Source organism: Bradyrhizobium sp. GW821-FHT13H05 (assembly GCF_058804065.1).
Window position 1 is genome coordinate 50,627 of the sequence record NZ_JBXAPO010000011.1, and the last position, 16,575, is coordinate 67,201.

General features: G+C 64.5%; 12 protein-coding genes. 5 read left to right on the forward strand and 7 right to left on the reverse strand.

Going from position 1 to position 16,575, the window contains the following annotated elements; genetic code table 11:
• Positions 1 to 10 precede the first annotated feature (10 nt).
• Positions 11 to 1,207, reverse strand: coding sequence for a M24 family metallopeptidase (locus AC1RR3_RS27605; protein WP_492826559.1), 1,197 nt, complete (start codon positions 1,205 to 1,207; stop codon positions 11 to 13).
• A 320-nt stretch (positions 1,208 to 1,527) separates the two neighbouring features.
• Here AC1RR3_RS27605 and AC1RR3_RS27610 point away from each other — a divergent pair, with 320 nt between their 5' ends.
• Positions 1,528 to 3,189, forward strand: coding sequence for a carboxylesterase/lipase family protein (locus AC1RR3_RS27610; protein WP_492826561.1), 1,662 nt, complete (start codon positions 1,528 to 1,530; stop codon positions 3,187 to 3,189).
• Positions 3,190 to 3,224: 35 nt separating this feature from the next.
• Here AC1RR3_RS27610 and AC1RR3_RS27615 read toward each other — a convergent pair whose 3' ends face one another.
• Genes AC1RR3_RS27615 through AC1RR3_RS27640 form a run of 6 tightly spaced genes read right to left on the reverse strand, consistent with a single transcriptional unit; the run spans position 3,225 to position 10,086 of the window.
• Positions 3,225 to 4,208, reverse strand: a complete 984-nt coding sequence (locus AC1RR3_RS27615; RefSeq protein WP_492826563.1) for an ABC transporter ATP-binding protein — start codon at positions 4,206 to 4,208, stop codon at positions 3,225 to 3,227.
• Complete coding sequence (locus tag AC1RR3_RS27620) at positions 4,201 to 5,208, reverse strand: ABC transporter ATP-binding protein (RefSeq protein ID WP_492826565.1); 1,008 nt, start codon at positions 5,206 to 5,208, stop codon at positions 4,201 to 4,203. The genes AC1RR3_RS27615 and AC1RR3_RS27620 overlap by 8 nt, the downstream gene beginning before the upstream one ends.
• Positions 5,205 to 6,632, reverse strand: coding sequence for an amidase (locus tag AC1RR3_RS27625; protein ID WP_492826566.1), 1,428 nt, complete (start codon positions 6,630 to 6,632; stop codon positions 5,205 to 5,207). Before AC1RR3_RS27625 ends, AC1RR3_RS27620 begins: the two co-directional genes overlap by 4 nt.
• 1 nt (position 6,633) lies before the next feature.
• Entirely contained in the window at positions 6,634 to 7,533 is a 900-nt protein-coding gene (locus AC1RR3_RS27630) for an ABC transporter permease (protein WP_492826568.1), read from the reverse strand.
• A gap of 2 nt (positions 7,534 to 7,535) precedes the next feature.
• Positions 7,536 to 8,480, reverse strand: coding sequence for an ABC transporter permease (locus AC1RR3_RS27635; RefSeq protein WP_492826570.1), 945 nt, complete (start codon positions 8,478 to 8,480; stop codon positions 7,536 to 7,538).
• Positions 8,481 to 8,511: 31 nt separating this feature from the next.
• A complete protein-coding gene (locus AC1RR3_RS27640; RefSeq protein ID WP_492826572.1) occupies positions 8,512 to 10,086 on the reverse strand; it encodes an ABC transporter substrate-binding protein in 1,575 nt (524 codons plus the stop codon).
• Positions 10,087 to 10,229: 143 nt separating this feature from the next.
• On the opposite strand from AC1RR3_RS27640, the gene AC1RR3_RS27645 reads away from it, so the two are divergent.
• The 4 genes from AC1RR3_RS27645 to AC1RR3_RS27660 all read left to right on the forward strand — a co-directional run bounded on the left by AC1RR3_RS27645 (position 10,230) and on the right by AC1RR3_RS27660 (position 16,472).
• Positions 10,230 to 11,210, forward strand: coding sequence for a LysR family transcriptional regulator (locus AC1RR3_RS27645; protein WP_492826574.1), 981 nt, complete (start codon positions 10,230 to 10,232; stop codon positions 11,208 to 11,210).
• Between the two features lie 667 nt (positions 11,211 to 11,877).
• Positions 11,878 to 12,897 (forward strand): TRAP transporter substrate-binding protein, encoded by a 1,020-nt coding sequence (locus tag AC1RR3_RS27650; protein WP_492826576.1) that lies wholly within the window; start codon positions 11,878 to 11,880, stop codon positions 12,895 to 12,897.
• A gap of 15 nt (positions 12,898 to 12,912) precedes the next feature.
• Positions 12,913 to 14,802 (forward strand): TRAP transporter large permease, encoded by a 1,890-nt coding sequence (locus AC1RR3_RS27655; RefSeq protein WP_492826578.1) that lies wholly within the window; start codon positions 12,913 to 12,915, stop codon positions 14,800 to 14,802.
• Positions 14,803 to 14,822: 20 nt separating this feature from the next.
• Entirely contained in the window at positions 14,823 to 16,472 is a 1,650-nt protein-coding gene (locus tag AC1RR3_RS27660) for an acyl-CoA synthetase (protein ID WP_492826580.1), read from the forward strand.
• Positions 16,473 to 16,575 lie beyond the last annotated feature (103 nt).

The following is a 16,575-nucleotide window of genomic DNA, read 5'->3' on the forward strand; positions in this document are numbered from 1 at the left end:
GGTCTGCCGGCTAAAGCGCGCTGCCGCCGGGAGTCCAGCCCCGCCCACCTTCACCGAATATCTCATATCCCGCCGGCGTCACCACGACCGTGTCCTCGAGCTTGATGAAGCCGCGCTTCGGATGCTTCATCGTTGTCTCGATCGACACCACCATGCCCGGCTCGAGCGGCAGCCTTGCATCCACATCGTCGTAGGGGACCGGCCCCTTGGCGGTCAGGCGAGGGGCCTCGTGGCTGACGAGGCCCATGCCGTGCGCCAGGAAATCGGTGCAGTCGCGCTGGGTGATCTTCGCAAGCTGCCGCTCGGCCGCGACGTAGATGTCGCCGCCCATGGCGCCCGGCCGGACCGCCGCGAAGGCGGTACGCTGCACTGCCTCGATCTCGGCCAGGCAATCCTTCAGTTCGCTGTCGGGCTCGCCCAGCACGGCCATGCGGGCGAGGTCGCCGATATAGCCGTGATAATTGCCGCCGGAGTCGAGCGACAGCACGTCGCCTTGCTCCCAGCGCTGCGATGACGGCGCACGGTTATGGCTGCTGCCGCAGGCCAGCAGGCAATATTCGAACGTCAGCCCGCGGTTGACTTCGGCGACGCGCAAGGCGTCCGACAATTGCTGCTTGGTCGTACCCGGGCCGTGCTTGGCGATCACCTGCAGCATCGAGGCGATCACCATTTCGGACGCCGTTTTCAACTTGGCCAGCTCGTCCGCGGACTTGACCGCGCGCAGACGCTCCAGCACCAGCAGCGCGTCCTTGAGCTCGGTGCCGGGCAGGGCGTCGGCCAGCGCCCTTCCTGCATCCATCGGCAGGAATGCCATCTCGACCCCGATCCGCTTCATCGGCACGCCGGAGTCCTTCAAGGCGCTCACGGCCCGCGTGATGGCGTCGACCGATCCGTTGGACTCGGTCCGGACCTGCGGCACCCAGGGCGGCGCCACGGCGCGCTGATGGGTCTCCAGGCGGTGGCCGACATAGATCGCCTTGTCCGGCGCGCCCTTGGGATAGACCAGGACCGGCAGATAGCGGCTGACGCCCATCGCATCCATGTAGTCGAAGAAGATCGCGCGCTCGGCGCCTGACAGGTACTGCACATTGTGCTTGGAGGTCGCGATCAGGACGTCGAGGCCGGCAGCCTCCATGAGACGGTCGAGCTTGGCGGCATCGAATGGCATGGCGCGCGAGCCGATCGCGCGGGCGGCGTTCTCCTGCATGACGAACCTCCCAGTTTAATGGCGGTTTGAACCGCGCTTCATGTTGTCCCCGCGATCATCCTATTAGCAGTCGGATGCTCGTCAGTTGGATTGATTGTGGGCCGGGAGAGCGGTTCTGGGTAGCCCTGACATTGGCCCGCCGCGCGTCTTCACCAAGGCGTGAGCTTGCCAACGTCTGGCCGGTCATCCGGCGCAAGATACCGTTTTGTTTTCAAACCATGCCGATAAGGCATTAGTGCTCGCGGTCGCGCTCGTCCAATGTAGCCGGCAAAACTCGGCTCGGACTGCAATGAGTCGACAGTGTCAAAGGGAAGGAACGGATGATGAAGCTCACCGGAATGCTCTCCGTTGTGGCTCTGACAGGACTGATCATGTCGTCCGCCGTGGCCCAGACGTCCGATTCCTCCATATCGGTTGAAGGCGGCAAGATCAGCGGCGTCGCGTCCGACATTGCCGATGTCGCCGTCTACAAGGCGGTGCCGTTCGCCGCGCCGCCGGTCGGCGCCAACAGGTGGAAGGCGCCTCAGCCCGTCGTGCCATGGTCAGGTGTCAGAGAGAGCAACGCGTGGCCGAACCGCTGCTATCAGCTCGCCAGCGCCAATCCGCCGGGAACGTTCTATTTCAACGAATATTATTGGGACCCGTCGAAGGATCCCAAGGACAGCGAAGACTGCCTCTATCTCAACATCTGGGTCCCGGCGAAACCTGCCGGCGCGTCACTCCCGGTGATGGTCTACTACCACGGCGGCGGTAACCGCCACGGCAACAATTCCGAGGTCGAGTTCAACGCGGCAAAGCTCGCCGCCAAGGGCATCATCGTCGTCTCGGCAGCCTATCGATTGAACATCATGGGCTTTCTCGCTCTGCCTGGAATGAAGGAGGAGGGCGCCGGGAATTTTGCGATCCTGGACGCGGTGGAAGCGCTGAAATGGGTGAACAGGAACATCGGGGCGTTCGGTGGTGATCCCGGCAAGGTGACGATTGCCGGCCAGTCGGCCGGGTCGCGCAATGTCAGAAGCGTTCTGTCCACGCCGCTGGCCAAGGGCCTGTTCCAGCGCGCGATCATGCACTCCAGCCCCACCGTGATGGCGCAGCCGGGGAAACCGAACTACGTGACGCTCGAGGCAAAGACGGCCGCGGCCGGCCCGGTGTTCGAGAAGTCCTTTCCCGGCAAGACGCTGGACGATCTGAGGAAGCTTCCGGCGGAGGAGTTTTACAAGGATCCGGCAAAGATCGACGACATGTATGCCGTGACCAGCAACATGTATGCGGTCATCGACGGCAAGGTTCTGACCGGGGACTCGGTCGATCTGCTGAAGGAGGGCGCGCTCAACGGCGTTGACGTCATCATCGGCACGGTCGCCGACGAGCGAACGGCGCTGGACGGCGCACCGGACAAGGTCATGGAAATCCCGGCCTTCCATGCCTATTGGAAGAAGCTCCTCGGCGACGAGCTATATGCCAAATATGCGTTCGAGAAACTCTATCCGGCCTCGACCACGCGCGATGCCTACCGTCAGCATCTCAAGGCCCAGGCGGACCTGCTGCTCGAGCAAAACCGGATCGCGGGTTCTCTGCTCACCGCCAGAAATCCGGCCAGCAAGGTCTACGTGTATTACTTCGATCATCCCACGCCCGGACGCGATCGCGAGTACTACGGCGCGTGGCATTCGTCGGACCTCTGGTACACCTTCAACTCGCTGCGCAATGAACCCGGTCAACGGCCGTGGACGCCCTATGATTTCGAGCTGGCGGAACAGGCTTCGTCGATGTGGGCCAATTTCGTCAGGACAGGCGACCCCAACGGAGAGGGCTTGCCGGCCTGGCCGCGGAGCAGCCGGTCCAACAACGGCACGTACTTGTCGTTCGGTGAGAAGTCGACGAGCGCGACCAGCGCCTCGCCATATCTGGGCACGACCGCCGAACGCCGGAACGCGCTGTTCCGCGACTACCAGATGACGTTCTACGGCGTCAGCGAGTGAGCTGAAGCCCGCATGACGCCTTTCCGCGGCTCAGACTATTGCGAGCTCACGAGGTGACAGGCGGACATGTGCCCACGTCCCGCTTTCCCCACGCCGCGCGGCTTGAGAGGCGGGATTTCCTCGGCACATCTCGGCTCGGCGAGCGGGCAGCGCGTGCGGAAGCGGCAGCCGGAGGGTGGATCGATCGGGCCGGGCACATCTCCCGTAAGCCGAATCCGCGCCTTTCGCTCAGCCGAGACGTCGGGGTCCGGGATCGCCGAGAGCAGGGCTTGCGTATACGGATGCTGGGGCGCGGTCATGATGTCGTCCACGGGCCCAACCTCGACGATCCGCCCCAGATACATCACCGCGATCCGATCGCTGATGTAGCCCACCGCAGCCAGATTGTGCGTCACGAAGACATAGGTCAGGCCAAGCTCGCGCTTCAAGTCGCCCATGAGATTGAGGATCTGTGACTGCACCGAGACGTCGAGGGCCGAAATCGGCTCGTCCGCGACGATCAGCCGTGGCCGCATGATCAGCGCCCGCGCGATGCCGATCCGCTGCCGCTGTCCGCCCGAGAACTCGTGCGGGAACCGGTCCATCGCATCCACGGGCAGGCCGACCTGGCTCAGCACTTCGGCGACCTTGTCCGTCAGCTCCGGCTTCCCGATGCGACCTTGCGCGCGCAGCCCCTCGGAGACGATCGCCCGCACCTTCATCCGCGGATCCAGGGAGTCGTTGGGGTCCTGGAAGATGTATTGCAGTTGTCGCCGCGCCAGTTTGCGCGCCTTGCCGCCGAGTTCCGCAAGGTCGTTGCCTTCGAGGCTCACGTGCCCCCGGGTCGGCGTGGTCAGGCCGACGATGAGCTGGGCCGTCGTCGTCTTGCCGCAACCGGATTCACCCACCAGCCCCAGGGTCTCGCCCTCGTAGACGTCGAGGTAAAGATCATCCACCGCCTGGACCACCGCCTTGCCCTTCGGCGAGCGCGTGGTGAAATGCTTGGTCAGGCCGCGCAGTTGCAACAGCGATTCAGCCATCGGAGCTCTCCACGAGGGCGGCATCGGACACCAGCAGCCAGCAGGAGGCCGCGTTTTCACCGTTGCGCACCTGCGGCGGCGCGGCGTTGCGGCAGCGTGCCACCGCCTGCGGGCAGCGGTCGGCGAAACGGCAGCCCACAGGCCAGAGCTTCGGGCTCGGCACGATCCCGGGGATCGAGCTGAGGCGCGCGTTGCGGTCCATCCCCAGACGGGGAATGCACGCCATCAGCCCCTGCGTATAAGGATGGCGCGGCGCAGACAGCACCTGTTTCACCGGGCCGGTCTCGACAACCTGTCCGCCATACATGACGGCGACCTCGTCGCAGATCTCGGCGACGACGCCGAGATCATGGGTGACGAACATCACGGCCATGCCAAGCTCCTGGCGCAGCTTGACGATCAGCTCGAGAATCTGGGCCTGGATCGTGACATCCAGAGCGGTCGTTGGCTCGTCGGCGATCAGCAGGCTGGGATCGCAGGTCAGCGCCATCGCGATCACCACCCGCTGGCGCATGCCGCCCGACAATTCGTGCGGGTAGCTGTCGACACGCTTTTCCGGCGCGGGAATTCCGACGAGACCCATCAGCTCCACCGCGCGCTGGCGCGCCGCGCGCCGGGAAATCCGCCGGTGCAACTGGAGGTTCTCGATGATCTGATCGCCCACCGTGAAGACCGGGTTCAGCGAGGTCATCGGTTCCTGGAAGATCATCGCGATCTCGTTGCCGCGCAGGCCGCGCAGCGTCCGCTCATCCTCCCGCACCAGATCGCGCCCCTTGAACAGGATACGGCTGCCGGGCTCGATCCGGCCTGGCCGCTGGATCAATCCCATGATCGAGGCGCCGGTGACGCTCTTGCCAGAGCCGGACTCGCCCACGACGCCCATGATGCGTCCCGCGTGGATCGTAAGGTTGACCCCATCGACCGCCTTGGCCACGGCATCGCCGGTGTGGAAGTAGGTGCGCAGATCGCGCAGCTCGAGAAGTGCGCCCGTCTCCTTCATGAAGCCAGGTCCAGTTCTGCCTGGGGGTGATGCGCGTTCCAGTTCAGCGCCTTCTCGAACTGGCGGCTGGCCCGCAGCACCAGCGCCTCCTCGTTCGGGCGGCCGATGATCTGGAGCCCGACAGGCATGCCGCCGACGAAACCGCAGGGCACGCTGGCCGCGCAATAGCCGGCGACGTTCACCGGCAATGTGTAGGAGACGAGTGCCGGAATCCGTTGGGTCATGTCATTCGGATCAATGACGGGCGAAGTGATGCCAATGGTGGGCGCAAGGATCAGGTCGGTCTCGGCGAAGAGTCCGTCCATGTGGCGAATGAACTCCGCACGGCGCATCACCGCGAGGGAATATTGCGAGCCAGTCACTTCCGAGGCCCATTCGAAGCGCGCGCGGGCATAGGGCGTGAGCTGGCTGAGGGTCGCCTCGTCGCGCATCAGTTGCTCGCCCAGCGTGGCGTGCCGGTCGACGAACTCCAGCACGCGCCAGGCTTCATCGAGACCCTCGGTCGCAAGGACAACCGCCTCGTCGCGCAGATCGGCGCCGAAATCGGTAATCTGCTCGGCAGCGGCGCGTACCGCGCGCAGCACCTTCGGATCGGTGAAACCCTGCGCGAACCTGTTGTCCCACCAGGCCGCACGCACGCCTTCGATGCCATCTTCCAGATTGCCGAGGTAGTCGGGCGGCGTGTCGATCCGGCAGAACGGATCCTGCGGCATCGGTTCGGCGATGACCTGCAGGAGCGTCGCCGCATCCCGCACGTCCCGTGCCATCGGCCCAACCGCGGTACAGAACACCGCGGAGCCCAACCCGCCATGCCGCGGCACACGCCCGAAGCTCGGCAGAAAGCCGAAGATGCCGCATTGGGCCGATGGCAGACGGATCGAGCCACCGGAGTCGCTGCCGATGGCCAGCGGCCCGAAGCCCGAGGCCAGCGCGGCCGCCGCGCCGCCGCTCGAACCGCCCGAGGTCTTCTTGCGGTCCCAGGGATTGCGGCATTCCTCGGAAATCAGCCCCACCGTCCGCCAATACATGCCGAATTCCGGCGTATTGGTCTTGCCCAGGATCACGCCGCCAGCGGCACGGATGCGCGCGGCGCAGTTGCTGTCCCACTCGGGCACGTGATCGACGAAAGCCTTCGAGCCGCTGGTGGTTCGCAGCCCCCGGGTGAAGAACTGATCCTTGATCGTCACCGGAACGCCGGCCAACGGGCCCAGCTTCTCCCCGGCGGCGATGCGGCGGTCGACGGCGCGCGCCTCTGCCAGGGCCATCTCGCCCGCCACGGTCAGGAACGAATGGATGCCGCCGTCGTAGCGCGCGATCCGCGCCAGCAGCAGGCGAGTGATCTCTTCGGCGGAGCTTTCACCGCTGACCACCAGCTCGTTCAGACGCCAGGCCGGCTGCCAGTGAATATCGTTTTCCATGCTCATGTCACTTCTCCGCTTTGGGATCGAATTTGTCGCGCAGTCCGTCACCGAGCAGCAGGAAGCCAAGCACGATGAGCACGATGGCTGCTCCGGGGGCGAGCACCAGCCAGGGGGCATGCGTCATGACCGAGGTGGAGTCCGCGATCATCCCGCCCCAGGTCGGGGTCGGGGGCTGAATGCCCATGCCCAGGAAGGAGAGGGCCGATTCCGTCAGCAGGGCGGCGGTGATCGTCGAGGCGGTCTCGATGATCAGGGGGGTGGAGATATTGGGCAGCACATGGACGAGCAGGTTGCGCCAGGCCGGAACGCCCAGCACCTGAGCGGCCTTGACGAATTGCCGCTCGCGCAGCGACAGGGTTGCCCCACGGGCCACCCGGGCGAATGGCGGCACGAAGAGCACGCCCATTGTCATGATCAGATTGCTCAGGCTGGTCCCCAGCACGGCAACCAGGGCGATCGCCAGGAGCAGCGGCGGAAAGGCCTGCAAGACGTCGAGGAGGCGCATCAGCACGACGTCCGCCTTGCCTCTGGCATAGCCCGCGGCCATGCCCCAGCTGGTCCCCAGGACAAGGGCGAAGGCGGTCGCGCTGGCCGCCACGATCATCGAGCTGCGGGCGGCGTAAAGCGTTCGCGTCATCACGTCACGCCCGAGCAGATCGGTGCCGAAGGGATGCGCCGCAGACGGCGGCCGCATCGACATGCCGACGAGATCATTCGGGCCGAAGGGCAGGAGCAACGGCCCGAGCAGGGCACACGCCAGCAGGATCAACAGCAGCGCGGCCCCGGCCTGCACCAGCAGGTTCTGACGCCGGAAAGCGGCCAGCGGCTGCAGAGCAAGCCGCGTCATTGTCCGTGCGCGCGCCGCGTTCGGGGCGGCGGTACATGGGATCGTGTTGTCCGTCATGGTCAGATCCGCGGGTCGAGGCGGTGATAGGCGAGGTCGACGGCGAGGTTGATCAACACCACCATCGCGCCGACGACGATCACCGCACCCTGCACCAGCGTGTAGTCCCGGCTGCTGATCGCACTCAGCATCAGCTGGCCGAGCCCCGGCAGGCCGAAGACCTGCTCGACCACCACCACGCCCGAGATCAGCTGTGCCGCGATCAGACCCGAGGCGGTGACCACCGGCAGCAGTGCCGTTCGCAGCCCGTGTTTCAGCAGGACCCGCCAGGGGCCGGCCCCCTTGGCCCGGGCCATGGCGATATATTGCTCGCGCATGACTTCCAGCATCGCGCCGCGCGTATAGCGCATGATCGTCGCAGCAGCGGCCAGCGACAGCACGGCGGAGGGCAGCAGGAGCCCTTCGATCGCCCCCCAGAAATCAGTCTGGAAATCAATGCTGTTGAAAAGCTGCACCGACGGCAGATACAGCGAGAAGAACAGGACGGCGGTGACGCTGGCCACGAAGGTGGGGACCGCCATCCCGGCCAGCGAGACGATCCGCAGCGCGGCGTCCGAGCTTCGCCCCCGTCGCGCGGCGGCGAGTACGCCGGCCGGAATACCGATCACCACCGAGATGACGAGCGACATCAGCGTCAGCGCCAGGGTCACCGGCAGATGCGCCAGAATCTCGCCCGAGACCGGCACGTTATGCACCAGCGATTTGCCGAGATCGCCGTGCGCCACTCCATTGATCCAGGTGAAATATTGCACGGTCAGTGGCTGGTCGAGGTTGAGGCTGCGGCGGATGTTCCGCGCCTCTTCGGAATCCGAGGCGATCTCGCCCCCGGCAATGACGCTCACGACATCGCCGGGGATGAGATGGACGAGCGAGAAGCTGACCACCGACATCCCGATCAGGACGGGCACCAGCAAAGCCAGGCGGCGCAAAAGATGGGCGAACATCATGGGACTCTCGATCGCATGCCGGTTTGCTCGCTCAGGAGGCGAGCCAGGCCTGACGCAACAACACGCGCTGTGCGTAGGGGGTTGTGTGGTAGCCGCGCAGCTTCTCGCTCCAGATCTCGAACTGCAGCGGGATCGCGGCGGGGAACAGCGCATAGGCCTGATCGGCGATGCGGCGCTGCATCTCCCGGTAGATCGCGACCCGCTTGGCGACATCGGTGGTCGCCCGCCCCGCGGTGAAGAGGGCGTCGATCTCCGGATCCTTGGTCTTGCCTGGGTTGACGCTCGACGCAGAGGCGAAGCGGATTCTCAGATTCGACTCCGCGTCGGGTGCCGGTGCCAGGTCGGCCATGCTGATCGGGCTCAGCGTGCCCTGGAAATCCTTGACCAGGCTGCCCCAGTCTTTCTGCTCGATCTTGATGCGGATGCCGATCCGCGCCACCTGCTGCTGCACGATCTGTGCGACCGCCACGTCGCTGAGGGTCTGCGGAGAGACTGCGAAGACGGTGTCGAACCCAGCCGCATGGCCGGCCTCTGCCATCAGCGCCTTGGCCTGCGTCAGATCCGGGGTCTGGTAGGGGAGTGCCAGCACCTCGGCGCTTGGAACGGCGTAGGGCGCCTGCGACGGCGGGATCGCTGCCGAAAGTGCAGCCCGCCCACGCCAGACGATATCGGCGATCTGCTGGCGGTCGATCGCCAGACTGAAGGCGCGGCGAACCCGGACATCGTTGAAGGGCGGCACCCGCTGGTCGAGCTCCATCAGCAGCACGGCATTGTTGTCCTGCTGCTTGGGCGCGACGAACCCCTTGGTTTTTGCAAGTTGGTCGACCACCTCGGGCGTGTTGAGCCAGGTCAGCGCGGCCGACCGGCTGCGCAGGGCGGCCACCCGGCTGCCTTCATCCGGAATGATGCGGAACTCGATCCCGTCCAGGTAGGGCAGGCCGGGCTCGTAGTAATCCTCGTTGCGGGACAGCTTCAGCACGGAATTGGAGACGAAGCTCGCGAGCTTGAACGGGCCGGTCCCGGCCCCGCCGGAGATCAGGTCGCCACGCTGGGTCACGTCGGCCTGCGAGACGATGGCCGAATATTTCACCGTCGCCAGGTAGTTCAGCAGGGGCGAGAAGGGGGCGGACAAATGGAAGATGACGCTGCGCGCGTCCGGAGTTTCGACCGACTGGATGGTGGCAAACAGCGACTTCCACGGCGAACCGGTGTCCGGGTTGGCGATCCGGTCAAAGGTGAATTTCACATCCGCGCTGGTCAGCGTCTGACCGTTGTGGAATTTCACGCCATCGCGCAGCGTGAAACGGTAGGTCAGATCGTCGACCATCTCGTAGGAGGCGGCGAGGTCCGGTTCGACATTGGTGCCGCTGTCATCCCAGCGCAGCAGGCAGCCGTAGATCTGTTCGGTGATGTTGGTCGTCGCGAACGCCGCCGATTTGTGCGGGTCAAGGCTGGGAGGATTGGCGTCTTGGGCAATCACCAGGATCCCGCCGCGAACCGGATTGCCGGTCGACTGCGCGCGCGCCGGCCTCGACAGTACCGTCCCGGAGAGTGCCAGCAGCGAGGTTCCGCCGCGCAGGAATATGCGCCTGTTCACGTTCAACATGGTCGTTCCCGTTGCCAAATGTCAGAATTCGATCGCGCCCCGGCAAACCGCCGACGCCTTTCAAACATCCTGCTATTGGAGCGAGATCGACCCCATGCAACAATGGCCGCCGACGCAAATAACTATAACCGAAAGGCTATAGAGTGGAGCTGCAGCAGCTGCGGTACTTCCTGGTGGTGGCGAACCACCTGAATCTTTCTCAAGCCGCTGAAACATTGTGCATTTCTCAGCCCGCGCTGTCCAAAATGATGGCACGGCTGCAGCAGCAGCTGAGCGTTCAGCTCTATGTCCGGAAAGGCCGTGGAATAGCCCTGACGGATGCGGGCATCGCGCTGAGAAGTCGCGCGGAGTCGATCATCTATCGGATGGATGAAGCCGAACAGTTGATGACCGACATGCGGGCCGGCCTGTCCGGTCACGTCCGTATCGGCGCGGGACCGTCGTTCCTGACACAGGTCCTTCCCGAGGCGATTGCCGAGCTGGCCGAGAAGCAGCCCAATGTCCGCTACACCGTCCGCGAGGGGAGCACGGACGAGCTCTTCGAATGGATCAAGACGCGCGAGATCGACTGTGCGCTGCTGGGCTGGGTCAAGTCGGACCACACCCGGGCCAGCCTGGATTCCGCGCTGGCCTATAACCGTTTGCTGGTTGACGACTTGGTTATCGTCACCCGCAAGGACCACCCGCTCCAGCTTCGACCGCCGCAATCCTTCAAAGAACTCGCCCAATACAGGTGGTTGCTCCCGCGGATGAGTACCAATCTGCAGGACGAGTTGAACCACGTGTATGTCAGCAAGGGTGAAGAGTTACCTGCGGCCCATATCCTGACGAGTTCGCTTTTCATGACCTTCGCGTTTCTGCGCCGAACCAATTTGGTGACAATTCTTGCGCGCAGTGCGCTGTCAGAGATCGACACCGCCGGGATTGTCCCGCTCGAACAGCCCTGGCTCCGGCTGGAGCGCGAGGCCTGTCTGGTGACCTTGAAGGGCACGCAACTCCCGGCCGCGGCGAGCGCCGTGATGGAGAAGGTCCGCAACAGGCTCGTGACAAGGTCGGTCAGTGGCAACGAGACCGTTCTGGAAACCTCAGAGGGGCACCATCCGCCGCGGGCCGCAGTCCGATGAACCGTGATGAGCCCTTGGGATAGTTTCAGAGTTTGACAGAGGAGGGCACGTCGTGCCCCTTGCCGGCTTCCCAGCCAAGACTTCAAGAAAGTCGGATGTCGGCCCTGCCTCAGGTCGATCTACATGCAAGTCGAAGTGCGGCCCTGTGATCCGGCCGCAGCCGACGAACGGGAGATCACTGTCTTGTCTTGCCGGGGCATCGAGGGGCGCGACGCGGGCGATGGTTGCACCGGAACGCGACCGCGGAGCACGAATTTCGACCACTCGAATGAGCTGGACTCGAACAGGGGCGTGACTGATTCAGATCCAACCAGAGCCGACAGCCGTCTCCGGCTGCCCATATCCACGATTCGCATAAGGTATATTATGGAATATATTTATATCTAATTAGATCAGTTGTTTAGGCAGACTTCCTACCACCGCGCCTTTGCTCCGACGCCGTTTTCGGTTCGCCCCTCAAACATCGCCCCAGCTCCTGACGGCTACTGTGCATGGGGTTGTTTTCGCTTTTTTTAAGTCCGGCCCATGTGGCGAAAGCCGATATTGCCGTGGCGTTGTCCGGCTGCAATAAGCGAAGCCTCGCGAGATCGCAGATGACCTTCTGACTCGACGTCCGTATAGGTCTGCGTCTCACAACAAAAACAAACCTTCCGAGGAAGCAGACCCAATGAGCTTTTCCCGACGCACGCTTCTCAAGGCCTCCGCCGCGACCGCGGTCCTGGGCGGCATCGGCGCGCCCCATGTGGCCCGCGCCCAGAGCGCCGAGTTCACCTACAAATACGCCAACAACCTCCCGGACACCCATCCGCTGAACGTGCGCGCCAAGGAGATGGCGGCGGCGATCAAGGCCGAGACCAACGGTAAGTTCGACCTCCAGATTTTCCCGAACAACCAGCTCGGTTCCGACACCGACATGCTGAGCCAGATCCGCTCTGGCGGCGTCGAGTTCTTCACGCTGTCGGGCCTGATCCTGTCGACCCTGGTGCCGGCCGCGTCCATCAACGGCATCGGCTTTGCGTTCCCGGACTACGACACGGTCTGGAAGGCCATGGACGGCGATCTCGGCGGCTTCGTCCGCGGTGAGATCAAGAAGGCCGGCCTCGAGGTCATGGACAAGATCTGGGACAATGGCTTCCGCCAGACCACATCGTCGAGCAAGCCGATCACCGGCCCTGACGATTTCAAGGGCTTCAAGATCCGCGTGCCGGTGTCGCCGCTGTGGACCTCGATGTTCAAGGCGTTCGACGCAGCGCCCGCCTCGATCAATTTCGCCGAGGTCTATTCCGCGCTCCAGACCAAGATCGTCGAGGGCCAGGAAAACCCGCTGGCGATCATCTCGACCGCCAAGCTCTACGAGGTGCAGAAGTACTGCTCGCTGACCAACCACATGTGGGACGGCTTCTGGTTCCTGGCCAACCGCCGCGCCTGGAGTGCGCTGCCTGAGGATGTCCGCACCATCGTCGCCAAGAACATCAACGCCGCCGCCGTGAGGGAGCGCGCGGACACCGCCAAGCTCAATGCAAACCTCCAGCAGGAGCTCGCCGCCAAGGGCCTGACCTTCAACCAGCCGACGGTCGCGCCGTTCCGCGACAAGCTGCGGACCGCCGGCTTCTATGCCGAGTGGAAAGGCAAATATGGCGATCAGGCCTGGGACTTGCTGGAGAAGGCCGTCGGCAAGCTGTCGTAACGCGTTGGGGCCGTCATGGCTCATGTCCAGGTTCAGGTGAGCGAAGTGGTGGGCGAGGTGGCTGTTCAGCCCCCTCGCCGATCCCCGCTGCTGGCCTCGCTGGAGCGCATGCTTGGCCTTGCCGTCGAGATCCCCGCGGCGATCCTGGTCGTCGCCGAGATCGTGATCCTGTTTGCCGGTGTGGTTGCCCGCTATGGCGTGCACCGGCCGCTGATCTGGTCGGATGAGCTCGCCTCGATCCTGTTCCTGTGGCTGGCCATGCTGGGCGCGGCGGTCGCGTTCCGCCGTTCCGAGCACATGCGCATGACCGCAATTGTCGCCAGCGCGCGGCCGGCCATGCGGGCCTGGCTCGATCTGGTCGCGACCTGCGCGGCACTGGCGTTTCTGGCGCTGATCATCTGGCCATCCGCCGACTACGCTTACGAAGAAAGCTTCATCACCACGCCGGCGCTGCAGATCTCGAACATGTGGCGCGCCGCGGCACTGCCGGCCGGCATCTGCCTGATGGCGGTGTTCGCACTGCTGCGGCTGCTGCGCGCCGCCGATGTCCGCATGGTGCTGACGGCGGTGATAACAGTTGCCGTCATCGTCGGCCTGTTCTGGCTGGCGCAGCCTTATCTGCGGCCGCTCGGCAATCTCAACCTCGTCATCTTCTTTGTCGGCGTTGCCGGCTTCTGCGTCTTTGCCGGCGTTCCCATCGCGTTCGGCTTTGGCCTTGCGATCTTCGGCTATCTGGCGCTGACCACGCGCACGCCCGTCATGGTGCTGGTCGGGCGGATGGACGAGGGCATGAGCCACCTCATCCTGCTCTCGGTGCCGCTGTTCGTATTCCTGGGGCTTCTGATCGAAATGACTGGCATGGCGCGGGCCATGGTGGCGTTCCTGGCGAGCCTGCTCGGCCATGTCCGCGGCGGCCTGCATTACGTGCTTGTCGGCGCCATGTACCTCGTGTCCGGCATTTCCGGCGCCAAGGCGGCTGACATGGCCGCGGTCGCCCCCGTGCTGTTCCCGGAGATGAAACAGCGCGGCGCCAAGCCCGGCGATCTCGTCGCGCTGCTTGCGGCGACGGGTGCCCAGACCGAGACCATTCCGCCGAGCCTCGTGCTGATCACGATCGGCTCGGTCACCGGCGTCTCGATCGCGGCGCTTTTTACCGGCGGCCTCCTGCCCGGCGTCGTGCTCGCGGTCACGCTCTGCATGCTGGTGTGGTGGCGCTACCGCCACGAGGACATGAGCCATGTCCGCCGCGCCACGGGTGGCGAGATCGGCAAAACCTTCATCATCGCCCTGCCCGCGCTCGCGCTACCCTTCGTGATCCGCTACGCCGTGGTCGAAGGCATCGCCACCGCCACCGAGGTCTCCACCATCGGCATCGTCTATGGCGCTCTGGTCGGCCTGCTCGTCTATCGCCGCTTCGACTGGCGGCGGCTGTTTCCGATGTTGGTCGAGACCGCGGCGCTGTCGGGTGCGATCCTGCTGATCATCGGCACGGCGACCGGCATGGCATGGGGCCTGACGCAATCCGGCTTCTCGCGCTCGCTGGCGGCCGCCATGACGGGATTGCCCGGGGGAGCCGCGAGCTTCATCGCCGTGTCCATCCTGGCCTTCACCATCCTCGGCAGCGTGCTGGAAGGCATCCCGGCGATCGTGCTGTTCGGGCCGCTGCTGTTTCCGATTGCGCGTGCCGTCGGCGTGCACGAGGTGCACTATGCGATGGTGATCATTCTGGCCATGGGTATCGGGCTATTCGCCCCGCCCTTCGGCGTCGGCTATTATGCGGCTTGCGCCATCGGACGCGTCGACCCGGCCGAAGGCATCAGGCCGATCTGGGGCTATCTGCTGGCGCTGCTGTTGGGATTGATCATCGTCGCGATCTTCCCCTGGATATCGATCGGATTCCTTTGAGACGTTATGAGGAGATGTCGATGAGCGCGCGGCAGAACCAGTACGAGATCGGCCTCGACAAGACGCCAGCCAATTACGTGCCGCTGAGCCCGCTGAGCTTTCTCGCGCGCAGCGCCGCCGTCTATTCCGATCACATCAGCACCGTCTACGAGGGCCGCAGCTTCACCTGGGCGCAGACCTATGAGCGCTGCCGGCGCTTTGCGTCCTATCTTGCCGGCAAGGGCATCGGCGTCGGCGACACCGTAGCGGCAATGCTGCCGAACATTCCGGCGATGAACGAGGTGCATTTTGCGGTGCCGATGACCGGCGCCGTGCTCAACGCGCTCAACATCCGCCTCGATGCGCCCTCGATCGCGTTTCAGCTCGATCATGGTGGGGCGAAGATCATCCTGGTCGATCCTGAATTCTCCGGCGTGATCACCGATGCGCTGGCGCGGATGAGCGGCCCCAAGCCGTTCGTGATCGACGTCGACGATGCCGCCTTCAAGGGTGGCAAGCGCATCGGCGAGATCGAATACGAGGCGGCGCTCGCGCAAGGTGATCCTGATTTCACTGCGATCCCACCGAAGGACGAATGGGACGCGATCGCGCTGAGCTACACGTCGGGCACGACGGGCAATCCCAAGGGCGTCGTCACCCATCATCGCGGTGCGTATCTGAACGCCGTCAGCAACATCCTTGCAGGCCAACTCGGCCAGCATCCGGTCTATCTCTGGACGCTGCCGATGTTCCATTGCAACGGCTGGTGCTTCCCCTGGACCATCGCGGCCGCCGCCGGCATCAATGTCTGCCTGCGCAAGGTTGAGCCGACAAAGATCTTCGAGCTGATCAAGCAGCACGGCGTCACCCACATGTGCGGCGCACCGATCGTCTACAACACGCTGATCAACGCACCCGACGCACCGAAAGGCAGCGCCGTGCGCCGCGTGGTCGGCCTGATCGCCGGCGCCGCGCCGCCGGTCGCCGTGCTCGAGGGCGCGGAGACCATCGGCATCAAGCTGACGCATGTCTATGGCCTGACCGAGGTCTACGGTCCCGCCTCCGTCTGCGCCGAGCAGCCCGGCTGGGACGAGTTGCCCGCGGCCGATCGCGCGCGCATGAAGCGGCGGCAGGGCGTGCCCTACCCGCTCGAGGAAGGCGTCACCGTGATCAATCCGCAGACCATGCAGCAAGTGCCGCGCGATGGCGAGACGATCGGCGAGGTCATGTTCCGCGGCAACATCGTGATGAAGGGCTACCTCAAGAACGAGAAGGCGACGAAAGAAGCCTTCGAGGGCGGCTGGTTTCACACCGGCGATCTCGGCGTGCTCGACGAGCACGGCTACGTCATCATCAAGGACCGTTCCAAGGACATCATCATCTCCGGCGGCGAGAACATTTCCTCGGTCGAGGTCGAGGACATCCTCTACAAGCACCCGGCCGTGCTGTTTGCCGCCGTCGTTGCGAAACCCGATCCGAAATGGGGCGAAGTGCCTTGCGCCTTCGTCGAGCTGAAGGACGGCGCCAGCGCGACCGAGGCCGAGATCATCGCCTTCTGCCGGTCGCATATGAGCGGCTTCAAGACGCCGAAGGCGATCGTGTTCGGACCGATCCCGAAGACGTCGACAGGCAAGATCCAGAAATTCCTGCTGCGCAACGAGGTCGGCTCGGCGAAGGCGATCTCGGCCTGAGCTGACGCCGACATCCCGCAGCTACGTAGAAGCGCGGATTGACGTTGTCTCTCCGCGCTCACGGTGATTCGTGCTGAAACCGATCGCGCGTGTTCAGCGACAC